Origin of the sequence: Amycolatopsis azurea DSM 43854 (assembly GCF_001995215.1) — a bacterium.
Classification (GTDB): domain Bacteria; phylum Actinomycetota; class Actinomycetes; order Mycobacteriales; family Pseudonocardiaceae; genus Amycolatopsis; species Amycolatopsis azurea.
In genome coordinates this window covers 417,693-439,618 of record NZ_MUXN01000027.1, presented here as the reverse complement: position 1 = coordinate 439,618, position 21,926 = coordinate 417,693, and the positions used below count along the sequence as shown (strand labels likewise).

Sequence of the window (21,926 nt, the reverse complement as noted above, 5' to 3'; positions counted from 1 at the left end):
GAGTCCTGTGACCTGTGGTTGTTGGCCAAACGATCTTTCTCGCTCGGCCGAGTCTGCCGTGACGGGTATGGCGCGCCGACTGACACTTTTTGGGCTACGAGCTGCGGTGCCGAGGGAGCGCCGCAGCGGCGGTCGAACTTCCGCAATCGGAACTGGCGCCCGGTCTGGGATGGAAGTAACGCTGAACACACGCGGTCGGCCGAAGTGGTGCAACCGATCCTGCCGGCCTTCACCTTCCACGAAGGACGGCACCCCCCGAAGTCGCTCGGCAAGCACGGCTGGGGCAGAAGATGAAGGGCGTCGCGAGGGTCTGCGGCCACGTGACCCCGCTGATGCGCCTGTAAGCGCTCGAGACCCGGGGGATCGGGCCGCTGGTCGCGCTCATCCCGAGCGAGCGGACCTGCACGCCACCTTCCGTGACGGGCAGTTGGTGACCGCTCCGAGGGCGAGCGCCACTGAACGACTGAAGCCCCGCCTCTCCGAAGAGAAGCGGGGCTTCAGTCAAAGGTGGTGCGCGATACTGGGATTGAACCAGTGACCTCTTCCGTGTCAGGGAAGATCGATCTAGCTTCTGACCAGGCGTTTCCTCTGTTTTTGCAGGTCTGCAGTCTCTCGTTCCTCTTCGTTGGGGCAGCTTCGGACGCGTTTCGGCGTGTTCCGGTCGCCTGAATATCGCCAGTTGATCTTGGATCGTTGGCTACGAGGAGTTACTTCGTGTCTGCCAAAGCTGTTGGTTTTCCGGTCGAGCGTGGCTCAGTGCTTCACCTGGTCACGGTTATCGTCGGCGTCATCGTGGGGTTGACGTTCCTGTTCGGATTCGGCAACGTCCTGGCTTTCGGTCTCCGGCTCGGCGTATCCGGTTGGGTTGCTCCGTTGGTCGCGCCCGCCGTGGGCTTGTCGGTCCTGGCGCTGCTGATCGCGATCCGGCAGTTGTCGCTGCGTGGCGCCTCCGCGGAGGTGATCCGGCCGGCGCGCCGACTGCTGCTGGTCTCGAGCGTCGTCACGCTGGCGCTAAACGTGGCCGAACCGCTCATTGCTGGGGAGATTGGCCGGGCGTTGTTCGATGCGGTCGGTCCGCTCCTGCAATCTCATGCTGGGTCTTGGTGGTCGCGTCGACGAGTTCAGGTTTCTCATCCGTGATCGGGCTGGCCAGTTCTCGGCGTCGTTCGATGCCGTTCTGGCCGACGTCGGTATCGAGGTGGTGAGGATTCCTCCGCGTTGCCCGCGGGCGAACTGCTACGCGGAACGGTTCGTGCTCACGGTCAGAACCGAGCTCACCGACCGGATGTTGATTCTGGGCGATCGGCATCTGCGCGCCGTGCTCGCCGAGTACGTCCGGCATTACAACGGTCGAAGGCCGCATCGTTCCCGCGAGCTTCGCCCACCACGACCGACCCACCCCGTGGCGGCCCTCAACTCTCAGCGGATCAGGCGACATCGGCTGCTCGGAGGCCTCATCAACGAATACGAACGGGCCGCGTAAATTCACTGGTCAGCGCCGGTGAGCGACTTTTGGAACCCCACAGGTCGCTGCCGCGAACGGCCCGGATCTCGTCGATGACACGCAAGAACCAGGGAAGCGAATTCTATGGTATCTGATAGTCGAGCCTGCTCATTTCGGCGTAGTAGGGAGACGCGTCCCCGGATCGGTAGACGTCATCGAAATTTACCTTCGCGGAATTGAAGTGTGTGTATGCGGTCGACATTGATCACCTTCGCGTAGCTGATGCCCGGGGTCGATCCGTTCCTGTCGAGTGTGGCGCGTCTATGATTTCGCGGGCCGGCGCGAGGCAAGGTAGGCGGGGACTTGGCGGACCCGCACATCGCTGAGGTACTGGTCGATCCAGTCGTAGTCGGGGTTGTCCGCGGCCAGGTAGTACAGCGGGTTGTCGTCGATGAAGGGCTGGTCCCGTGATCGCAGATTCATGTTGAGGCTGACGCGATATCCGCTCCGGATAGGGGCGGTTCGGTGCAGGACGCGCATCAGCTGGGCCAGCGTGCTCGCGCCCAGTCGATGGGGGACGGTGATCAGATCGCGTTCGGGTAGCGCGCCGTGCTCGCCGAGCCTGGTGAAGCCGGCTTCGTAATCCCCGTGATAGATCTGCAGCTCCCCGCCGTCGATGTCGTGCATGGCAAGAGGGACGATTTCGGTGGCCGGGACACCGTCGGTGTGCCAGGCGACCGTTCCGTCATCCGGGTTCGCGCCCATGAAAGTGATCGTGGAGCTGATCACCGATACCGGATACGGTTCGAGTGCGGTGCCCGCCAGTTCGCTGAGCCGGTCAAGACGGCCGGGGTAGTGGACCAGTTCGAGTATTTCGGGGATCGCGACATGCGCTTTCCGGATGAAACGAAGGTTCAGGTGTCGTTTCTCGCTGGCCTCGTCTCTGATGCGCCGAGCCTTGTCGAGTATCAGCATCAGCAGCTCGGGATCATAGTCGAACTCGACTTGCTTCAGGCCTAGGTCGGATATCTGCCAGTAAGACTTCTTGCCGATGAGTTCTGCTCTGGACTTTTCTTCGAAGACGCGCACGAGTACCTCCCCGATACTTCAGCTTATCCCAAAAATAGACAAGGGTGCGGTGCCATGTATGGCGCATTCATCGGTTCGCTTGTCGAATCTCGTGTCCCAGTCGATCGGAGAACTCTCCGTCGTAGGAATGTTACCAACCTGCTCTCAACATCGTGCTAGGTGATTCTCAGTGGATGGAATCCATTGTGCCGGACAAGAAAAAGGTGATCGACGACTACGCGCCAGGCTGCGAGACGTGAAAGGTGTGAATTGAAGAATCCGCGGACGGTCAAATATCGACGTCGGTATTTTGGTGGATCGGCGGGCGTCCTCGCTCTATCGATCCGCGAGCCCGGAAAGGAGAAACTGCATGTCGGCGAGGACGTGACGCAGATCGTGCGCGGCACCACTCGCCACGGCCGACCAGTGATTCACCGCGTATACCTCGTTGTCCACGGAATCGGACGACGAACCTTCTGCCGACAGAAGATTCTGCCGCCATCGCGCCATCAGTTCGTTGTTGATCGTGGTCACACCGGTCGCGATCGCCTCGAGCACATTGACGAGATTCCCGGTGACGAGGTAGAGATCGGCGGTGGATATCGCCGGATTGAGCGCGGTCCTCGACAGGGGAGGGGTCACGGTGCGGCGAAGATGCTCGACACTCAGGCGTGTTCGATCGAGGGCGTCAGTGGCCAGCATCGCGCAGCAACTCCGGGGTCGATGGTTTCGGCGCTGTCCCGGGTTCGCGGTGGCTCTCGCCGCGACCGAGCAGGAGTACGCCGATATTGCACGCCAGGATCAGGATCGCCCCCACCGCGGTCAGTGCGGTGACCGGCGCGCCCGCCGCGATCAGTAGCGCCGTGGACGCGAACGGGGTGAGGTAACCGATCGCGGCGATCACGCTGGGGCGGCCGCGGGCACTGGCCACCGTCCACAGGAGATAGCCGGCGGCCATCGGGCCGATGCCCAGATAGATCGACCCCAGCCATTCCGACACCGGAGGCCAGGTCGCACCGCTGACCTCGGATCCGATCCAAGCGATGGCGGTACCCGCGATCGCCGCGGGGAACAGAACCTGCATGGTCCGCAACCGCAGCCTCCCTGCTGCCACGGTGTAGAACGCCATGCAGGCGGCGGAACCCGCGGCGCACACGTAGCCGATCAGCGACCCCAGTGACGGCGCCTCCGCTCCCACGCCCAGCAGCATGACCACCCCGGTCATCCCCAGTGCCGACAGGAGCAGTTGCGGCCACCCTCGGGCGATTCCCCGCGACCAGGCGCCCCAGAGCGCGATGAGGAGCGGCCACCCGTAGGAGATCGCGTTCGCGTCGAATACCGGGGCGAACGCGAAGGACACCTTCTGGAGAAGGATCGTCCCGGTCAGCCCGACCATTCCGACCGCCAGGCCACGCCACCCTGGTGAGTTCGTTCCTTGCGACCGAGCCTCCCGCACGGTCTCGCGAGAGCCAAAGGTGCCACAGACCCCCACGAAGGCGAGCGTCACCGCGGCCGCACCGTACTGCAACGTCAGCAACTGCAAGGCCGTCACGCTGCGCAACGCTTCCGCGGCCACCGTCGCGTTGGTCGCCCAAAGCACGACGGCCAGCAGGGCGGCACACACCGAAACCAGGCTGCGCATGATCGAGACCCTACTTGTGCAGTAAGCTAGTTAGCAAGTAGGCTAACTAGGTGAAGCTCAGTGACGTGGCCGCGGCGCTCGCCTCCGATGTGCGCATCAATATCTTGCAGTGGCTCAAGGACCCTCAGGCCGAGTTCGTCTCCCAGCGCGAAGGCGACCTCAGCGAGCACGGCGCATGTCTCTCCCTCATCGCCGCCAAAGCCGGGATCTCCGTACCGACCGCCTCCCGGCACATCGAAAGGCTCATGCAGGTCGGACTCGTCAAAACCACCCGTATCCGCCCGTGGAACTTCCACGCGATCGACGCCGATGGCCTCGACCGTGCCCTCCGGCTCTTCGACGAGCTGCGGTGATCCTGCGGTGGCGGAACAGCGTGTCCACCCCAGACAGAACCCGGCGTTCCACAGTGGGCCGGAAGGGCTGAACCCCTCATGTCCCCTGTCTTCCCGCTGTTCGATTGAGGCGCAGGGCTTTCCGGATCGAGGATCGGGCTCCATTCGACACTCATCGAAGGAGCCGCCATGTCGAATCGTCGTCAGTTCCTCTCGAGGTCCGTTCTCGGTCTCGGGCTCGCCGCCATCCCGGTCACGGTGCTCGCGGCCGGGGTCGGGCAATCCCGGGCCGCGACCGATCTGACCAAGTTCGCCGATCCGCTGCCGATCCCGCCGGTGCTCAGACCCGGCCCCACGCTGTCTATCCGGCAGATCGCGGGTACCTACCGCGCGCATTCCCAGCTTCCGCTGACTCCCGTGTGGACCTACGAGGGAAGCTTCCCCGGTCCCGTCATCGACGTCCGCCGGGGTAGCCCGGTCACGGTCACGTGGACGAACAAGGTCGAAGGCCGGTATCCGGTGACCGCGGTCGAGGTGCCCTTCACCGGCATCGACTCGATTCTGGGTGTCGGGCGCGGCGACGCCACGCCGTTGCCGGACGTCGCCGCGCTCGCGCCGAAGCTGGTCACCCATCTGCACGGGGGAGCCATGAACGCGGACAGCGACGGCTGGCCGATGGACCTGCGTGTCGCCGGACAGGCGCAGATCGCCAAGTATCCCAACGTCCAGCGCGCGTCGACGCTCTGGTATCACGACCACGCGATGGACGTCACCGCCTACACCGTCCACGCGGGACTGGCCGGGTTCTATCTCGTGCGTGATCCGGAGGAGGACGCGCTCAGACTTCCCAGCGGGATCAAGGAAATCCCGCTGGTGCTCGCGGACCGCAACCTCGACACCGACGCCACCGGCGCGTTCAATGGCCGTTTCCTGCACAAGATCGGCTACTACGACACCGCTCTCGGCCGCGTGCGGTTGCCTTTCGCCGGTCCCTTCAACACGGTGAACGGCGTCATCTGGCCGCATCTGGACGTCGCCGCGCAGTGGTACCGGTTCCGGATCCTCAACGCCGCGAACGCCCGCACCTACCGGCTGGAGCTGAGCAAGGAGAACCGTGACGGCAGCACGACGCCGCTCAACGGGGCGTTCATCCAGATCGGCACCGAGCAGGGGTTCCTCGGTGCCCCGCACCGGCTGGACCGGCTCACGCTGGCCCCAGCCGAACGCGTCGACGTCCTGGTGAACTTCGGCCCGTTCCAGGGCGCGTCGGTACGACTGTCCACTGTGGATGACGGAACACTGCCGCTGGGGCGCGAGGTCATGCAGTTCCGCGTCGCCGCCCGGAGTGTCGCGGACCCGTTCGTCCCGCCCGCCGTGGCGTCTCCGACGTTCTCACGGGTCGCGCCGGGCTCACTGCCGGCGGGCCACGTGCAGCGCTGGGTCGCCAGCGCCACCGACGACGGCACCGTGAGCGGAAACCCGCAGATGTGGGAGCTGGCCCGCGTCGGCGACGGCTATCGGCCGCAGCGTGGCGATCGCCTCGTCAAGGTGGTGAAGGGTGGGGTGACCACGACCTTCCGCCGGGTGGCGCTGCGGTTCGACGATCCGGTGTCGTTCCAGGTCCGCCCCAATGACTGGGAGGTCTGGAACTTCCTCCACCTGTCCGGACCCAACCACCCCACGCATATCCACCTGGTCTCGTTCCAGGCGCTTTCCAGGGACACCTACGACGTCGTGGCCGAGACCGACGCGGCGAACGACGTCCTGACCTACACGGCGACCTACGGCGCGCCGAAGGGGCTCGGCCCGGACGAGCTGGGCTGGAAGGACACCATTCGCATCGACGAACACGACCTGGTGTCGGTGGCGGCCCAGTTCCGTGACGGGACCGGCAGTTTCGTCTACCACTGCCACATCCTCGAACACGAGGACCACGGCATGATGCGGCCGTTCGTCGTCGGCACCGCGTCGCATTCATTGCCGCCGCAGGGGACCCCGCACAGTCCGGCGCCAGGTGGACACGGTGGTCATCACGGCTGAAAGTGCGGAGGCCGCTTCCCGGGCGAGAAGCGGCCTCCGCGCTTTCAGAACGCGACAGGGTGTGCGGTGGTGAGACTTCCGGCTTCGTGGTCCAACGCCACTTGCATGACATAGCGGCCGTACTCGGTCTTGGCCAGCTTCTCACCCTCGGCCAGACAGGCTCTGGCGTCGATGAATCCCATGCGCAGCGCTATCTCCTCAAGGCAGGCGATCCGCACACCCTGCCGCTCTTCCAGCGTCTGGATGTACTGCGCTGCTTGCAGAAGAGAGCTGTGCGTTCCGGTGTCCAGCCAGGCGAACCCGCGCCCCAGCTTCACCAGCCGGGCACGGCCACGGTCGAGGTAGACCCGGTTGAGGTCGGTGATCTCCAGTTCGCCGCGTGCGGACGGTTTGAGCCGCCGTGCAATCTCCAGGACCTCGTTGTCGTAGAAGTACAGGCCGGTGATCGCCTGATTCGCTTTCGGGGCCCGGGGTTTCTCTTCGATCGAGAGGAGGTTCCCGGCCGGGTCGGTCTCGGCGATCCCGTACCGCTCCGGGTCGCTGACCGGGTAGCCGAAGAGCACGCAGCCGTCGACGTCGCGCGAATGTGCGCGCAGAAGCTGCGAAAAGGCTTGCCCGTGGAAGATGTTGTCGCCGAGGATCAGCGCGGAGGAGTCGTCACCGACGTGGTCGGCGCCCAGCAGGAACGCCTCTGCCAGCCCGCCGGGACGCGCTTGCTCGACGTAGGAGAGGCTCAATCCGAGCCTGCTCCCGTCGCCGAGCATCAGCCGGAAAAGCGGTAGGTCGCGTGGTGTCGAGATCAGCAGGATTTCCCGGATGCCGGCGAGCATCAGCACCGACAGCGGGTAGTAGACCATCGGTTTGTCGTAGACCGGCAGCAGCTGCTTGGACACTGCGGTCGTGAGCGGGTGCAGCCGGGTTCCTTCGCCTCCGGCGAGAATGATGCCCTTCACGACGATCAGCGCCCGGCCCAGGCGGTCTGCTCGGCCACCGGGGAGCGGCCGATCAAGGGTTCCCACCACGCCCGGTTGTCCCGGTACCAGTCGATCGTGCGCCGCAGCCCTTCCTCGAACGCGATCGACGGTCGCCAGCCGAGTTCTCCGCGCACCAGGGCCGAATCGAGCAGATAGCGACGATCGTGCGAAGGACGGTCGGGCACGGTGACCTTCAGATCCGGCGACAGGCCGAGATGATCCAAGACGAGGTCGGCGATCGTCTCCACATCCGCCTCCACGCCGCTGCCGACGTTGTAGGTGGCGCCGATCCGGCCGCGGTCGAGCACGGCCTCGATGGCGGCGCAGTGATCGGAGACGTGCAACCATTCGCGACGGTTGTGGCTCGACTCGTACAGCGGCAGCGGCAGGCCCCGTAACGCGTTTGTGGTGAACAGCGGTATGACCTTCTCCGGGAACTGGTGCGAGCCGAAGTTGTTGGCGCAGTTGGTGATCGTCACCGGAAGGTCGTAGGTCAGGCCGTAGGCGCGCACGGCGTGGTCGGCGCCTGCCTTCGACGCGTTGTAAGGCGTGCGCGGCCGGTATGGGGATTCCTCGGTGAACGAGTCCGGCGAGTCGAGTGCCAGATCGCCGTAGACCTCGCAGGTGGAGATGTGGTGGAAACGCCCGACGCCGGTGCGGCGGACCGCTTCGAGTAGTGCGACCGTCCCGGCCACGTTGGTTTCGAAGAATTCCACCGGCCGCAGCACGGCATACGAATTGTGGGACTCCGCGGCGAAATTGACCACGACGTCGACGCGGTGCTCGCTCAGCAGGTCCGCGATCGCGTCCTGGTCCCGGATGTCGGCTTGCCGGAACACCACACCGGGTTCGACATCGGCGAGGTTCTCCCTGTTCCCGGCATAGGTCAGGGCGTCGACCGCGACGACCCGGTCGGCCGGATGCCGGGTTCGCCAATGACGCACGAAATGCGAGCCGATGAAACCGGCCGCTCCGGTCACGAGAATCGTCGTGGGCACCGAGCCTCCTCCATGGCGATCACTGGCCATCAAGGAGAACCGTAGGCGGAGCGGCCCGGGCGAAGGACCCCTCTATACCCCTAATCGCTCGCCCGTTGAAAAGCGTCAATGGTACTGGCGTGCGGATTCCTCGTCGTTGTCGTAGGCCAAACGCGCGGCTTCCAGGCGTTCGTGATTGTGCTCGGCCCAGTCCGAAAGCGCGCGCGTCGAAGCGAACAGGTCCTTGGCCAGATCGGTCGCCGCGTATTCGACCTGCGGTGGCACCGTCGGGTACACGGTGCGAATCAGGAGACCGTCGCGTTCGAGGGTGCGCAACGTGAGGGTCAGCATCCTTCTGCTGATGCCGGGTACGGCGCGGTGCAGATCCGCGAACCGGACCGGTCCGCCGCTGGTGACCGCGATGATCGCGATGCCCCATTTGCTGCCGACCCGGTCGAGGGCGGTACGGAACGCCGAGCACGCGCCCGGTTCGACGTCGTCGGGCAGACCGGATACAGCTGGCATCGAGCTCCCTTTCCGAGGGGAGCCCGAAGCTTCACACGGGTTCGGCCGGTGGGACAAGCCGTCTCACGAACTGGTCAGGCCGGCGGATCCGGCAGCGCGGTGCGCAGAACGGGTGCGACCTCGGAGGCGAACAGGTCGAGAGAGTTCCAGTGATCCTCTTCCGCCAGCCCGTCCGGGTCGACGCTGAACACCGAGATCGAATGCCCGAAGATCTCGTGCTGCCGGTGCACCTTGTCGATCACCTGCTCGGGGCTGCCCACCAAGGCGGGGGAGTGCTCGATGAACGCTTCGACGCTGGGATGCGAAGGCTGCCCGCCGAACCCGCGCTGCAGCGCCGCGTAGCTCTCGTACACCGGCCGGTAGATCTCGATCGCCGCCTGGGAGGTCTTGGCGACCAGGAATCCCGGGGTGCCCGCTCCGGTGAACAACTGATCGGCGGGCCGCCCGTGCCGGGCCCATTCGGCGCGGTAGTGCTCCACCAAGGGGCGTGCGCTCTCACTGGTCCCACCGGCGTTGGAGAACACCACGGGGTCGCCGTACTCGGCGGCCAGCGCGACCGAGTCGAGCGAGGACGAGCTCCCATGGAAGATCCGCGGGCGGCGGCCGTCGTGCGGCCGCGGCAGCGTGGTGACTCCCGTGAGCTCCGGGCGCCGCACGGCGGGCCAGGAGACATCGGTCCCGCTCCAGAGTTCGTGCAGCAGCCGGAAGTTGTCGGCGAGAGCGTGCCGCTGTTCGGCCGGATGCAGGCCGAACAGCTCCCCGCCCGGTCCGGCGCCCTTGCCGACGATCAGCTCCAGCCTGCCCCGGCTGAGGTGGTCGACGGTCGCGTAGTCCTCGGCGACCCGCACCGGGTCGAGCACCGAAAGCACGGTCACCCCGGTGAACAGCCGGATGCGGGTGGTCAGCGCCGCGAGGTGCGCGAGGACCACCGGCGGCGCGCTGGACAGGAACGGCCAGTGATGGCGTTCCCCGACACCGAACCCGTCGAAGCCGAGCTCCTCCAGCCGCAGCGCCGTGGCCACGGTGAACTCGAAACTGGCCCGCGTCGCGTCATGTTCGCCGCCACCGGCCGAATCCAGGTACCGGATCGGTGCCAAGCCGTAGAACTTCACCGCCGGAACCGTCCCTTCGCCGTGTTGCTCGTCCACAGTGGACTATCTGCTCGCCGTTCACCTGATGCCACGGAGGAAATGTAGGACGCCGTCGTCCCGCGGGGAAGAAGGCACATTGCTGTTACCACCGGTGCTCGTGTGAGCCTCGACGCGACAGACGAGCCGGAAAGGGGCAAGGGTGAACGCGCCCAGCGATCTGAGAGTCGAGTACCGAGCCGTTCCGACGGGCATCACCGTACCGAGCCCGCGGGTGAGCTGGCGCCTCCCGGACGGCTCCCGGGAACAGCGGGCCTACCGGATCCGGGGAGACGCCGGCGGCCGGGAGTGGGACACCGGCTGGATCGGCTCGGATCAGAGCCTCTTCCGCGCGCACGGCGGCCCCCCGCCGGTCTCCGGCGAGCGGGTGCGGTGCGCCGTGCGGGTCAGCACGGAACTCGGCACGAGCGACTGGTCGGCGCCGCTGACCTGGGAGACGGGACTGCTCGCGCCGGAGGACTGGGTCGCGTCCTGGATCGGGCCCGCGGAGACCGAGGTCCCGCCGCCGGGTTTCCGCCCCGCCTACCACCTGCGCACCACGGTGACCCTTCCCGGCCCGGTGGCCCGTGCCCGGGTGTACGCCACCGCGCACGGGATCTACGAGCTGTTCCTCGGCGGTGAACGCGTGGGCGACGCGGAACTGTCGCCGGGACTCACCGCCTACCGCGACCACCTGCACGTTCAGGCCCACGACGTGACCGGGCTCCTGCAGCCCGGCGAGGTCGTTTTCGGCGCCATCCTGAGCGACGGCTGGTACCGCGGCCGCACGTCCTACCACCGCCTGCCCGACGGCTTCGGGGACCGCACGGCATTGCTGGCACAACTGCACGTGGACTACGAGGACGGGACCACCGCGGTGTTCGGCACCGGGCCGGGCTGGCGGTCGGCGGCCGGGGCGGTCCGGGGCGCGGACTTCTTCGACGGCGTCGAGGCGGATCTGCGCGAGGAGCTCACCGGCTGGACCCTGCCGGGCGACGTGCCGGGGGAGTGGGCGCCGGTCGCCGCGCGTCCTGCGGTGGCGGCGCGGCTGGTCTCGTCCCCGGCACCGCCCGTGCGCCGGGTCCAGGAATTGCCGGCCTTGTCGGTCACCCGTCTCCGGCGGGACCGGCACATCATCGATTTCGGGCAGAATCTGGCGGGCTGGGTGCGCCTGGCGAACCTCGGCCCGCGCGGGACCACGCTGCGGCTGACCCATGCCGAAGCGCTGCGCCCCGACGGGGACGTCGACACCGCGGGCGGGACGGCGACCCTGCGCTGGTACTCGCCACCGCGAGGGATCCAAGGCGACCGGGTGGTCTCGGCGGGTGAGCTGGGCGAAGTCTTCGAACCACGGCACACCCGGCACGGCTTCCGGTACCTGCGCGTGGACGGTCACCCCGGGGAGATCGCTCCCGGTGACGTGACCGCGGTCGCGGTCAGCTCGGACCTGCTGCGCACTGGGTGGTTCCGGTGCAGCGACGAGCGGGTGAACCGGCTGCACGAGATCGCGTTCTGGACCTATCGCAATCAGGAGTGCGACGTCCCGACCGCCGAGATCACCCGGGAGACGTCGGGCTGGACCGACTGGGGATACAACGTGCGCGGCGCGCGGCTGCTGCACGACGTGTCGGGGCTGAGCGTGAAATGGCTCGCCGACCTGGCCGCCGACCAGTGGCCGGACGGCACGGTCCGCAACTACGCGCCGGATCCGCTCGGCCCCGGCAGCCTGACCGCACGGTTCGCCATCCCGCACGGACAGGCCGGTTGGGGTGACTCGGCGGTCTCGGTGCCGTGGGAGATCTGGCGGGCCTACGGGGACGAGGAGGTCCTGTCGCGGCAGTACGCGTCGATGACGGCCTGGGTCGAACGAGTGGCGCGGGTAGCACGGGAGAACCGGCATCCGGCCCGCCGGTCGGCCCGTCCCTAGCCCGCGCCACACGAGGAGTTCTTGTGGGACACGGGTTATCACTTCGGCGAGCACCTCGAACCGGGCCCGCCCAAGCCCTTGGCGACGTTGGGAAGGCGGAATCTCACACAGATCACCGACCTCGACGAGTTCACCGCGGCGGTGGTCGAGGAAATGTCCGCGCGCGACCACGGGGTGTTCGCCACGGCGTATTTCCATCGTTCGGCCCGGCTCCTGGCGCGGATCGCGGCGATCCTCGGCCACGACGAGGACGCGCGGCGCTACCGGCGGCTCGCCGCGGAGGTGCGCACGGCCTGGCAGAAGGAGTTCGTCGCGGCCGACGGCACTCTGGCCGACCCCACGCAGGCCACCTATGTCCGGGCGCTCGCCTTCGAACTGGTGCCCGAGGAACTGCGCGGGCGTACGGCGGCCCGGCTGGCAGCGCTGATCCGCGACGCCGGAACGCGTCCGGGAACCGGCCTTCCCGCGACCCACCTGCTGTTGCCGACCCTCGCCGAGAACGGTCACCTCGACCTCGCCTACGAGCTGTTGTTCCAGCGCGGCACCCCGTCGTGGATGTCCGTGCCGGAACGCGGCGGTACCACGTTCTGGGAGTCATGGGACGGGATCGGCGCCGACGGCTCCATCCGGCTCGCGCTGAACCTGCCGACCCGGGCCAGTGTCGTGGAGTTCCTGCACGGCTTCATCGCCGGGATCCGGCTGGACCGACAGATCCCGGCCTACCGCCGGTTCACCGTCGCGCCCCGCCCGGGTGGCGGGATCACCTGGGCCGAGGCGCGCTACGAAAGCCCGTACGGCGCCATCGAAGTGTCCTGGCGGATCGCCGGCGGCGAGTTCTCCCTGGAGGTCATCGTGCCGCCCGGGACGACCGCGGACGTCGTGCTGCCCGACGGCACCCGCGCCGAAGCCGGTCCGGGTACGCACGGTTTCGCCGGTGTCGCACCGGATGCAGGGGTGGGGTAGGGGTCCCGACAGGGGTTCTCGCCGTGGTTTCCCCGCAGCGCGGATGAACTAATCGGAGCCGGTCGGCCGATCGGCGGAGGAGGTTTCGGATCGATGGGGCGGTATTTGCTCGGGAGAGTGCTGCAGGGCGTTTTCGTGCTCTGGGCGGCCTACACGCTCTCGTTCGCCGTGCTGTTCGCGCTGCCCGGCGACCCGGCCGCGATCATGGCGGGCCCGACCAACAGCGTCACGCCGGAACAGCTCGACCGGCTGCGCCACGAACTCGGCCTCGACCGGCCGGTCCCGGTGCAGTACCTGGACAAGCTCACCGACGCGCTGCAGGGCGACCTCGGCCGCTCGCTGCAGTCCGGTGAACCGGTGACCGGCCTCATCGGCGGCGCGCTGCCGCCGACCGCCGCGCTCGCGGGCACGGCGCTGGTACTCGGCCTGGTGTTCGGCACCGGATTCGCGGTCCTGGCCACGGTGACGCGCCGGAACTGGCTCCGGCACACGCTGCTGAGCCTGCCGCCGCTCGGCGTGGCTGTCCCGTCGTTCGTCGTGGGATTGCTGCTGTTGCAGTGGTTCGCCTTCTCCTGGAACCTCTTCCCCGCGATCGGCAGCGACGGCTGGAACTCGCTCGTGCTGCCCGCGCTCACCCTCTCGCTGCAGCCCGCGGCCCTGATCGCCCAGGTGCTGGCCAAGAGCATGACCGAGGAACAAGGCCGCGGCTATGTGGACGTGGCGCGCGCCAAGGGCGCCGGGCCGTTCCGGGTGAACGTCCGGCACGTGCTGCGCAACGCGGCGCTGCCGGCGCTGACTATCGCCGGGCTGCTGACCGGTGGCCTGCTCACCGGCGCGATCGTGGTCGAAGTCGTGTTCTCCCGCAACGGACTCGGCCAGGTCACCCAGAACGCGGTGTCCTTCGAGGACCTGCCGGTGGTGCAAGGAGTCGTGTTGCTGGGCGCACTGGTGTTCGTGGTCGTCAACCTCGTCGTCGACGTGCTGTACCAGGTGCTGGATCCGCGGCTGGGCGTCGAGCGGCGGCCGGTGCCGCTCGCGGGACGGGGGTGACCGGAATGGCGATCGCCGAAACCACCTTGGCGCGGCCACGGACCTTCCTCGTGCCGTGGCGTCCCGGACTCGTGCTGTCGGCGGCCTGGCTGCTGCTCGTGGTCGTCGCGGCGGTGACCCCGTCGGTGTTCGCGCCGGGGGACCCGCTCGCCATCGACACCGCGGCCCGGCTGCTTCCGCCGTCGCTTGACCATCCTTTCGGCACCGACCGGCTCGGCCGTGACCTGTTCGCCCAGACCGTCCACGGCGCGGGACGGACCCTGCCCGCCGCGGTGCTGGCGACCCTCATCGGGCTCGGCGCCGGGGTGACGCTGGGCCTGTTGTCCGGGTTCCTGCGTGGTGTGGTCGATCTGGCGCTCATGCGGCTGGTCGACGTTCTGCTGGCGATCCCGGGACTGTTGCTGGCCCTGATGCTGGTTTCGGTGCTGGGCAAGGGAAGCACCATCGACGTGGCCATCGCCATCGGGGTCACCGCGATCGCGGGCACAGCCAGGGTGATGCGCGCCGAAGTCCTCCGGATCGCCGGGAGCGACTTCGTGGAGGCGGCCCGCATCGGCGGGGCGCGGCGGTCGCGGATCGTGCTGCGGCATGTGCTGCCGAACGCGATGGGACCGGTGTGGGTGCTGACCCTGCTGCTGTTCGGTATGGCGATCCTCGGCGTGACCACGCTCAGCTTCCTGGGATTCGGTACGCAGCCGCCGACTCCGGAGTGGGGCGCGCTGGTCTCGTCTGGACGCGACTTCCTGGGCAGCGCCTGGTGGCTGTCCCTGCTGCCGGGGGCGGTGGTGGCGCTGACCGTGCTGGCCGCCAACCGGGTTTCGCTCGTGTTCGACAAGGGCGGGAGTGAGCCGTGGTGAGCTTGCTGGAGGTGGCGGACCTCGTGGTCGAGTACCACGCCCGGCGTACCCCGGTGCGCGCGGTGGACTCGGTGAGTTTCACCGTGGACGAGGGGGAGACGGTCGCGATCGTCGGAGAGTCGGGCTCCGGCAAGTCGACCACGGCGCTCGCGGTGCTCGGCCTGCTGCCGCGGTCGGCACGCGTGACGCGTGGCCGGGTCGGGTTCGCCGGGACCGAGCTGACCACGCTGGCCCCGCGACGCCGGCGCGCGTTGAGGGGCCGCGAGATCGCCCTGATCCCCCAGGACCCGGGAACTTCCCTCAATCCCGTGCAGCGCATCGGGACCCAGGTCGCCGAAGCCTTGTCGCTGTCCGGCTCGGCCGGGCGGCGCACCGTGCGCGCGAGGGCCGTGGAACTCCTGGCCGAGGCGGGCTTGCCCGATCCGGAGATCCAAGCCCGGCGCTACCCCGCGCAGTTGTCCGGGGGGATGCGGCAGCGGGCGCTGATCGCGATCGCCATCGCCGGGCGGCCCCGGCTCATCGTGGCCGACGAGCCGACCAGTGCCCTCGACGTCACGGTCCAGCGCCGGATCCTCGACCACATCGGGAAGCTGATCCAGGCCACGGGCACCGGGCTGGTGCTGATCACCCATGACCTCGGCGTCGCGGCCGAACGCGCGGACCGCCTGCTCGTGATGCGGGACGGCGCGATCGTGGAGCGGGGGACACCCGGCGAAGTCCTCACCGATCCCCGTGATCCGTATACGAAAGCGCTCATCGAGGCCGCCCCCAGCCTCGCCGACGCCCCGCGACGGCAGGTCGAGCTGACCACCAGACCCGGTGGCGCGTCCGGTGACCCGTTCGGCGCCGGGCCGGACACCACGCCTGTCCGCGACGGGGACCTCGTCCGCGTCGAGGGGCTGGTCAAGGAGTTCCCGCTGCCGGGATCCGGGGTGTTCCGAGCGGTGGACGACGTGAGCTTCGGCGTTCCCACCGGCCGGACTTTCGGCCTGGTCGGTGAATCCGGCTCGGGCAAGTCCACGATCGCCAGACTGGTGCTGAGTCTGGCCGCGCCGACCGCGGGCCGGGTGCTGCTCGGCGGAAAGGACATCACCAGGGCGCGCGGCGCGGAGCTGCGGGCGGTGCGGCGGCGCGTGCAGATCGTTCACCAGAACCCGTTCGCGTCGCTGGATCCCCGGCGCACGGTCGAACAGATCGTGGCCGACCCGCTGGCGTCGTACGGCCTCGGTACCCGTTCCCAGCGACGGCGCCGGGCCGCGGAATTGACCGACCTGGTCGCGTTGCCGTCCGCGGCGCTGCGTCGCCGTCCCGGCGAGCTGTCCGGTGGGCAGCGTCAGCGGGTCGCGATCGCCAGGGCGCTGGTGCTCAACCCGGAACTCGTCGTCTGCGACGAGCCGGTCTCCGCCCTCGACGTGTCGATCCAGGCGCAGATCCTCGACCTGCTCGCCGCGGTGCAGGCCGAACTGGGCGTGAGCTACCTGTTCATTTCCCACGACCTGGCCGTGGTCCGGCATTTCGCGGACTACGTGGGTGTCCTGCACCGGGGACGGCTCGTCGAGACCGGCCCCACTGCGCGGATCTTCGCCGACGCCGGGCACACCTACACACGGGAGTTGCTCGCCGCCATCCCAGGCCGTCACTGAACGGCCGTGAAACCGAGGAGAAGCACCGAAATGTTCAACAGAAGGTCGCGGCTCGCGACGGTGATCGCGGCGGGAGCCCTGCTGCTCACCGCCTGCGGGAGCGGCTCCGCCGCCGGTGGCTCCGACGCCGGGGGGCCACCGAAGCCCGGCGGGACGCTGACGATCGCGCTCGGTGGCGACCCGGTGAGCCTCAACCCCCGCGCGGTCACGCCGCTCGTGCGCGAGGTCGCCAGGCCCGTCGTCGATTCGCTGCTGGCGCTCGACCCCGCCGCGAAGAAGGCCGTGCCGTGGCTCGCCGATTCCTACGAGGCCAACACCGACGCCACCGAGTTCACGCTGAAGCTGCGGCCCGGAGTCACGTTCTCCGACGGCACTCCGCTGACCGCCCAGGTGGTCAAGGACAACTTCGACGACATCGTCGCGAACAAGGCCAAGACGACCGGTTCGAGCGCGAGTCGTCTTCTCGGGACAGCGCGATCTGGCCCGTGCCACCGAGTTCTACGCGGAGATCAAGGAGAGGGCCGCGGCGTTCGGCCGGAATCCGGACGAACTCAAGGTCTTTCCCGCCCTTTCGGTCATCACCGGGGAGACACGCGCCGCCGCCGAGGCGAAACGCGACGCGCTGCGCGGGCTGATGCCGCCCCAGGTGGCCTTGGCCCATCTGGGCTATCTGCTCGGCGGTTTCGACCTCACCGGTTTCCCGCTCGACGGGCCCCTGCCGGATCTTCCCGAGTCCAACCAGTCGAAAAGCACCCGGCTCGAGGTCTATCTCCGTGCGCGCGAACGTGGCTCGACGATCCGGCAGTTGGCCGCGGAAATCAACGACGACACCAGCACTGTCGTCGGCTCGCCGTTGGAGATCGCCGACCACATCGAGCGCTGGTTCACCGCGCCGGCGGCCGACGGGTTCACGCTCGTGTTTCCTTATCTGCCGGGTACTCTCGACGACTTCGTCCAGCTGGTCCTGCCCCTCTTGCGCCGCCGGGGCCTGTTCCGGACGAGATATGAGGGAACCACCTTGCGTGACCATCTCGGCCTTCCCCGGCCGACCTCGAGATACGGACCAGCTCATGGCTTCTGACATCGCGGGCGAGCACAACGCGCTGACCGACGTCCCGGGTGTCCGCGTCGGGCACGCCACCCGTGCCGGGCAGGGCGCGCTGACCGGCACGACCGTGGTCCTGGTGCCGCCGGGCGCGGTCACCTCCGTCGAAGTGCGCGGTGGAGGCCCGGCCACTCGCGACACGGCGGCGCTCAACCCGCGGCATCCCGTTCCCCAGGTCGGCGCGATCACCCTCACCGGCGGCAGTGCCTACGGCCTCGCTGCAGCAGGGGGAGTCCTGGATTGGCTGACCGAGAACCGCCCGGACGCGACGGCCGTGGTGCCCGTCGCCGCGCTGTTCGACCTCGGACGCGGCGGGGATTTCCACGCCCGGCCGCACGCTGAACTGGGTACTGAGGCCGTCCTCGCCGCGGCCGTCGGCGTGGGCGCTGTCGAACAGGGAAACGTCGGCGCCGGCACCGGTGCCGTGAGCGCGGAGATGAAGGGCGGTATCGGGACCGCGAGCGCGGTGCTGCCGGACGGCACGATCGTCGCCGCCCTCGTCGCGCTGAACTCCCACCACCCCGCGGTCGACCCCGCGAGCGGTCTGCCTTACGGCTTCCCGCTGGGTGCGACCGCCCGGCGCCGAGGTGGCGCAGCCGTGCCCTGGGCGGAGTTCGCCCTCACCACACCGAGCCCGGACGCCTTGGCCGCGGCGAGTGAGCGTCTCGCGGCTTCGGCGCGGGAACGCGCTGTCCGGACACCGCTCAATACGGTGATCGGTGTGGTCGCGACCAGCGCGACCCTCGGCTCCGGTGAGGCCTATCGCTTCGCGGGCGCGGCCCAGGACGGCTTGGCTGTAGCGGTCCGCCCCGCGCACGGAGTGTCGGACGGCGACACGATCTTCGCGGTCGCGACAGGAGCGACACCCACCGGAGCGACTCCCGAACTGTTCGAGGCGGCGTCGAGCACCTTCGCCCGCGCCATCGTCCACGCAGTGCTCTCCGCGCGCTCCGTCACCACCGGATGGGGGCATATCGCCGCGTACGAAGAGCTCTATCGCCAGTGCTCGGCAAGGAGTTCGTAGGACCGCACACGGTCGGCGTGGTCGTGTGTGACGGTGGTGACGACGAGTTCGTCGGCGCCGGTCGCGTCCCGCAGCTGCCGCAGGCCCGCCGCCACCGTCGCGGGGGATCCGACGAACTGGGTGTCGACACGGTCGGCGACGAGGGCGCGGTCCTCGTCGCTCCACTGGTGAGCCGCGGCTTCTTCAGAGGTGGGAAAGCGGATCGCGCCCTCCGCTCGGCGGATGCTGCGCACCCAGAGCCCATAGCCACTGGCCAGTTCACGAGCCGTGGCGTCGTCTTCGGCGACGACGGCGTCGGCCGAGACGGCCACATACGGCCGGGGCAACGCCGCCGACGGCCGGAACGCCCGCCGGTAAGCCTCGACAGCTTCGAGGACGCCAGAAGGACTGACGTGGTAGTTCGCGGCGAAGCGCAAGGAGTTGCGGCCTGCCACTGCCGCACTCTGGCCACCGCTGCTGCCGAGGACCCAGATCTCGAGGCTTGAGCCTTCGCCGGGTACGGCATGCGCCTCCAGCCCTTCGGCCGATCGGTAAGTGCCGCCGAGCAGCGAGAGGATGTCGCCGACCTGTTCGCTGTAGTCGGGTGACTCGGCGCCCGGCTGTTGAAGGAGCCCGAAGGTCAAGCCGATCCGCGCCGAGCGGGCCAGGCCGCTGAAGTCCGGCCGGTCCGGGATCAGCAAACCGTTGGCCGGCTGGGCGGGCGGAGCAGACCCGGCTGTCTCGGCGTACTCGCGGACGAGTTGCTTTCCGCTGCGGCCGAGCCCGAGGTCGAGCCGCCCGGGGTGGAGTGCGTCGATGAGGCCGAACTCCTCGACGACCGCCAGTGGAGTGCGATGCGCCAGCTGGACCCCTGCGGACCCCAATCGGATCCGGGTGGTGGCACCGGCCACGAGGGCGATCAAGACCGGCGGTGACGCGCCCGCGACGCCGGGATTAAGGTGATGCTCGGCGAACCAGTAGCGGTGGTAGCCGAAGCGTTCGGCCGCCCGGGCGAGCTCGACGGTGTTGCGCAAGGCCTCCGCCGTGTCGGATCCGGAACTGATCGGTACGAGGTCGAGTACGGACAGCGGGATTGCGGGGCCGGTCGTCGCCACGAGTCAGTCCTCAGGAACGTCGACTGGGGACCAGAGGCTCGGCAGGTTGACCACGATGCCTTCCTGGCTGCTGCGCGAGATGATGACGACAGCCTCTTCGTCCGTGGGATTCTCTTCGCGGTGTGGCACGTAGGGTGGGACGAAGATGTAGTCCCCTGGACCGGTCTCCAGCCGGACTTCCTTGTCACCGTCGGCGAAGACGAACACCGGATGCCCCGACTTGACGTAGATCGCGGTCTCGGCCTCACCGTGGTGGTGGTCACCGGAGTTGGTCACCGGCGCGACGTGCGTTTCACCCATCCAGACCTTCTGTGATCCGACGGTCTTGCCGGAGATCGCTTCCAGCCGCCGCATCCCGCTCGTCTGGTTGGTGTCGCCGGTCAGGTCGGCGCCCCGGATGTGTCGTAGCGGCTGGTGCCAGAGGTCGGTCATCGGGGAAGGATCCTTTCGCCGGCACCACTTCGTGATTTCTGCTGGGCGCCGTTGGTTCGAATGGATGAATGCTTGCACTGCAAAGTAAATGTTCTTCTACCGAACGGCACAGGCGCCGATGCTGTCAATCACGTACCGCGGGTGTCCAAACGGTGGGCACCCTCGGATGCCGTCAGAGTTTGTAGCCGCTCGTCTCGATTTCCGCGACCAGTTCGAGATTCTCGCGGACGGCGGCGTTCATGTCGGTCCGTGTTCAGCCGGGCGCGATGGCGTTCCCTGTGAGCCCGAGGGGTCCCAGTTCCATCGCGAGGGGTCAGGTTGTTGACGCTCGCTTTGGCCATGGAGTAGACGGGGACCGTCCGCATCGGCCGCGTCCGCTGCGGCGGACGGCGCCAGCACTGCTTTGATGAGGTCGACGGTCGCATCAAAGCCGTCACGTCACGTGGTCGTCACGCAGCGTCCCGACGAAGTCTGATGCTTTCCTTCAACTACTACTTCGGAGGTGGACGTGCTCCGGAGGAGTCCTTCGTCGCGCCATTTCCTGAGGATGCGGCGCCCGTAGTTGTGGGTGCCTGCGATCCGGTCGAGATCAGCGCCGGTCGGTGTGCGCCCCGCGTTCTGTTCAGCCAGGTAGCGCGCCCACATGCGTTCCTCTGCGTTCATCTCGATGGTGGGCTTCGCAGTCGATGTGGGGGCAATCTGGATCGCCTCGTCGCCGTCGATGGAGCAAGCCATCGCTGGTTCGCTCACCTGCTCGGTGATTGTGGAGCGGTGCCGCTTGAGAGCATGGTTGAGTAGTTCGACGGCTAGGGCGTGTCCTGCGGATCTTCATCTGAGGTGGAGGATGATGCAGGCGAGGATGATCTCGGCGCGGTGGTAGGCGGCTCGTTTGGCGTATCTGGTGGCCAGGCCCCGGAACTGTTTGAGGCGGTTGAAGCATCGCTCGACGACGTTGCGGGGTTTGTAGAGGTCGGGATCGAATGCCGGTGGCCTGCCGCCCGCGCTGCCTTTGGCTGTGCGGCGGGCGATCTGGTCGGCGCGTTCGGGGATGGTGGCCTTGATTCCCCGTTCCCGTAACGCCTTGCGGGTGCTGGGGTGGGTGTAGGCCTTGTCTGCCAGCACCCGCCCCACCCGCACCCTCTGCCCGTCCACGTCGATCTCGCGGATCTCGTCGAGCAGTGGCAGCAGTTGCGGGTTGCCCCCGGCCTGGCCGGGGGTGAGGATCACCGCCAGCGGCAGGCCCGCGGCGTCGACGGCCAGGTGGAGCTTGGTGGTCAGTCCTCCGCGTGATCGTCCGAGGCATTCGCCGTCGATGGCGAGGTCTTCGATCCAGTCCGCGCAGCCCCCTTTTTCCGAGCGCCCGCGGCGTGCTGATGCGCCCGGACGCTCGTGGAATCGACACTGACCACGAACTCGACGTTGTCTTCCAGTGTCCCGAGTGAGTCGTCTTTGACGATCACGTGCTCCAGGATCCGGTCCCAGGTCCCGTCCGCGGTCCACTTCCGCAACCGTTCATGCGCGGTCTTCCAGGACCCATACTGTTCAGGAAGGTCACGCCACGGCGCACCAGTCCGCTCATTGAGCTTCCCCCTGTTGTCCGGACACCGTGTCCGGCGAACAGGGGGAAGCTCAACCTCCGCAAGCGAGGAAGCATAAGCTGCCCGCTGGGTGACCACACAGTTGCAGCAATGAAAGCAGTCCA

20 protein-coding genes and 3 pseudogenes are annotated in these 21,926 nt (G+C 68.0%); 12 read left to right on the top strand and 11 right to left on the bottom strand.

Features of this window, described 5'->3' with window-relative positions:
- Positions 1 to 714 precede the first annotated feature (714 nt).
- Positions 715 to 1,140: a hypothetical protein gene (locus B0293_RS36980; RefSeq protein WP_245191837.1), complete on the top strand. Its 426-nt coding sequence runs from the start codon at positions 715 to 717 to the stop codon at positions 1,138 to 1,140.
- Positions 1,091 to 1,483 (top strand): transposase, encoded by a 393-nt coding sequence (locus B0293_RS36975; protein ID WP_245191838.1) that lies wholly within the window; start codon positions 1,091 to 1,093, stop codon positions 1,481 to 1,483. Before B0293_RS36980 ends, B0293_RS36975 begins: the two co-directional genes overlap by 50 nt.
- Positions 1,484 to 1,765: 282 nt before the next feature.
- On the opposite strand, the gene B0293_RS36970 is transcribed toward B0293_RS36975, so the two are convergent.
- From B0293_RS36970 to B0293_RS36960, 3 genes are all read right to left on the bottom strand, one after another.
- Positions 1,766 to 2,533 (bottom strand): hypothetical protein, encoded by a 768-nt coding sequence (locus B0293_RS36970; RefSeq protein WP_005151578.1) that lies wholly within the window; start codon positions 2,531 to 2,533, stop codon positions 1,766 to 1,768.
- A 315-nt stretch (positions 2,534 to 2,848) separates the two neighbouring features.
- Complete coding sequence (locus B0293_RS36965) at positions 2,849 to 3,214, bottom strand: hypothetical protein (RefSeq protein ID WP_005151579.1); 366 nt, start codon at positions 3,212 to 3,214, stop codon at positions 2,849 to 2,851.
- Positions 3,201 to 4,154, bottom strand: a complete 954-nt coding sequence (locus B0293_RS36960; RefSeq protein WP_005151580.1) for a DMT family transporter — start codon at positions 4,152 to 4,154, stop codon at positions 3,201 to 3,203. Before B0293_RS36960 ends, B0293_RS36965 begins: the two co-directional genes overlap by 14 nt.
- Before the next feature lie 50 nt (positions 4,155 to 4,204).
- Here B0293_RS36960 and B0293_RS36955 point away from each other — a divergent pair, with 50 nt between their 5' ends.
- The gene (locus B0293_RS36955) at positions 4,205 to 4,507 is read left to right on the top strand and encodes an ArsR/SmtB family transcription factor (protein ID WP_039915640.1); all 303 of its coding nucleotides are present in this window, start codon (positions 4,205 to 4,207) and stop codon (positions 4,505 to 4,507) included.
- Between the two features lie 168 nt (positions 4,508 to 4,675).
- Complete coding sequence (locus B0293_RS36950; protein WP_005151583.1) at positions 4,676 to 6,526, top strand: multicopper oxidase family protein; 1,851 nt, start codon at positions 4,676 to 4,678, stop codon at positions 6,524 to 6,526.
- A gap of 44 nt (positions 6,527 to 6,570) precedes the next feature.
- On the opposite strand, the gene rfbA is transcribed toward B0293_RS36950, so the two are convergent.
- From rfbA to B0293_RS36930, 4 genes are all read right to left on the bottom strand, one after another.
- Positions 6,571 to 7,479 (bottom strand): glucose-1-phosphate thymidylyltransferase RfbA, encoded by a 909-nt coding sequence (rfbA, locus tag B0293_RS36945; RefSeq protein WP_005151585.1) that lies wholly within the window; start codon positions 7,477 to 7,479, stop codon positions 6,571 to 6,573.
- A gap of 5 nt (positions 7,480 to 7,484) precedes the next feature.
- On the bottom strand, positions 7,485 to 8,498 hold the full coding sequence (gene rfbB / locus B0293_RS36940) for a dTDP-glucose 4,6-dehydratase (protein ID WP_005151587.1): 1,014 nt from the start codon (positions 8,496 to 8,498) through the stop codon (positions 7,485 to 7,487).
- 105 nt (positions 8,499 to 8,603) lie between these two features.
- A complete protein-coding gene (locus B0293_RS36935; RefSeq protein WP_005151589.1) occupies positions 8,604 to 9,002 on the bottom strand; it encodes a winged helix-turn-helix transcriptional regulator in 399 nt (132 codons plus the stop codon).
- Positions 9,003 to 9,076: 74 nt separating this feature from the next.
- Positions 9,077 to 10,150 carry an LLM class flavin-dependent oxidoreductase gene (locus B0293_RS36930; protein WP_005151591.1) on the bottom strand — a complete coding sequence of 358 codons (1,074 nt, stop codon included), beginning with the start codon at positions 10,148 to 10,150 and terminating at the stop codon, positions 9,077 to 9,079.
- A 142-nt stretch (positions 10,151 to 10,292) separates the two neighbouring features.
- On the opposite strand from B0293_RS36930, the gene B0293_RS44525 reads away from it, so the two are divergent.
- The 8 genes and pseudogenes from B0293_RS44525 to B0293_RS36895 all read left to right on the top strand — a co-directional run bounded on the left by B0293_RS44525 (position 10,293) and on the right by B0293_RS36895 (position 18,698).
- The gene (locus B0293_RS44525) at positions 10,293 to 12,056 is read left to right on the top strand and encodes a family 78 glycoside hydrolase catalytic domain (RefSeq protein WP_456061845.1); all 1,764 of its coding nucleotides are present in this window, start codon (positions 10,293 to 10,295) and stop codon (positions 12,054 to 12,056) included.
- A 21-nt stretch (positions 12,057 to 12,077) separates the two neighbouring features.
- Positions 12,078 to 13,019, top strand: a complete 942-nt coding sequence (locus B0293_RS44520) for an alpha-L-rhamnosidase-related protein (protein WP_005151597.1) — start codon at positions 12,078 to 12,080, stop codon at positions 13,017 to 13,019.
- Between the two features lie 93 nt (positions 13,020 to 13,112).
- The gene (locus B0293_RS36920; RefSeq protein ID WP_005151598.1) at positions 13,113 to 14,069 is read left to right on the top strand and encodes an ABC transporter permease; all 957 of its coding nucleotides are present in this window, start codon (positions 13,113 to 13,115) and stop codon (positions 14,067 to 14,069) included.
- Positions 14,070 to 14,074: 5 nt separating this feature from the next.
- The gene (locus tag B0293_RS36915; protein ID WP_005151599.1) at positions 14,075 to 14,926 is read left to right on the top strand and encodes an ABC transporter permease; all 852 of its coding nucleotides are present in this window, start codon (positions 14,075 to 14,077) and stop codon (positions 14,924 to 14,926) included.
- The gene (locus tag B0293_RS36910; RefSeq protein ID WP_005151601.1) at positions 14,920 to 16,569 is read left to right on the top strand and encodes a dipeptide ABC transporter ATP-binding protein; all 1,650 of its coding nucleotides are present in this window, start codon (positions 14,920 to 14,922) and stop codon (positions 16,567 to 16,569) included. Before B0293_RS36915 ends, B0293_RS36910 begins: the two co-directional genes overlap by 7 nt.
- A gap of 30 nt (positions 16,570 to 16,599) precedes the next feature.
- Positions 16,600 to 17,007, top strand: a pseudogene (locus tag B0293_RS44515) (ABC transporter substrate-binding protein); the annotation flags it as partial.
- 28 nt (positions 17,008 to 17,035) lie between these two features.
- Positions 17,036 to 17,650: pseudogene (locus B0293_RS44510) on the top strand (LLM class flavin-dependent oxidoreductase); the annotation flags it as partial.
- Positions 17,640 to 18,698: a P1 family peptidase gene (locus B0293_RS36895; RefSeq protein ID WP_005151607.1), complete on the top strand. Its 1,059-nt coding sequence runs from the start codon at positions 17,640 to 17,642 to the stop codon at positions 18,696 to 18,698. The pseudogene B0293_RS44510 and the gene B0293_RS36895, both read left to right, overlap by 11 nt.
- Here B0293_RS36895 and B0293_RS36890 read toward each other — a convergent pair.
- The 4 genes and pseudogenes from B0293_RS36890 to B0293_RS42835 form a co-directional block, all read right to left on the bottom strand.
- A complete protein-coding gene (locus tag B0293_RS36890) occupies positions 18,668 to 19,792 on the bottom strand; it encodes an LLM class flavin-dependent oxidoreductase (RefSeq protein WP_005151613.1) in 1,125 nt (374 codons plus the stop codon). The genes B0293_RS36895 and B0293_RS36890 overlap by 31 nt on opposite strands.
- Before the next feature lie 3 nt (positions 19,793 to 19,795).
- Positions 19,796 to 20,224, bottom strand: a complete 429-nt coding sequence (locus B0293_RS36885; RefSeq protein WP_005151615.1) for a cupin domain-containing protein — start codon at positions 20,222 to 20,224, stop codon at positions 19,796 to 19,798.
- 438 nt (positions 20,225 to 20,662) lie between these two features.
- Complete coding sequence (locus B0293_RS36880; protein WP_143254725.1) at positions 20,663 to 20,974, bottom strand: hypothetical protein; 312 nt, start codon at positions 20,972 to 20,974, stop codon at positions 20,663 to 20,665.
- A gap of 78 nt (positions 20,975 to 21,052) precedes the next feature.
- Positions 21,053 to 21,900: pseudogene (locus B0293_RS42835) on the bottom strand (IS5 family transposase).
- Between the last annotated feature and the right edge of the window lie 26 nt (positions 21,901 to 21,926).

Coding starts and splice junctions, on each gene's coding strand:
- B0293_RS36950 (WP_005151583.1), top strand. CDS start 4,676: ATGTCGAATCGTCGTCAGTTCCTCTCGAGGTCCGTTCTCGGTCTCGGG.
- B0293_RS36915 (WP_005151599.1), top strand. CDS start 14,075: ATGGCGATCGCCGAAACCACCTTGGCGCGGCCACGGACCTTCCTCGTG.
- B0293_RS36960 (WP_005151580.1), bottom strand. CDS start 4,154: ATGCGCAGCCTGGTTTCGGTGTGTGCCGCCCTGCTGGCCGTCGTGCTT.
- B0293_RS36895 (WP_005151607.1), top strand. CDS start 17,640: ATGGCTTCTGACATCGCGGGCGAGCACAACGCGCTGACCGACGTCCCG.
- B0293_RS36965 (WP_005151579.1), bottom strand. CDS start 3,214: ATGCTGGCCACTGACGCCCTCGATCGAACACGCCTGAGTGTCGAGCAT.
- B0293_RS36920 (WP_005151598.1), top strand. CDS start 13,113: ATGGGGCGGTATTTGCTCGGGAGAGTGCTGCAGGGCGTTTTCGTGCTC.
- B0293_RS36975 (WP_245191838.1), top strand. CDS start 1,091: ATGCTGGGTCTTGGTGGTCGCGTCGACGAGTTCAGGTTTCTCATCCGT.
- B0293_RS36935 (WP_005151589.1), bottom strand. CDS start 9,002: ATGCCAGCTGTATCCGGTCTGCCCGACGACGTCGAACCGGGCGCGTGC.
- B0293_RS36885 (WP_005151615.1), bottom strand. CDS start 20,224: ATGACCGACCTCTGGCACCAGCCGCTACGACACATCCGGGGCGCCGAC.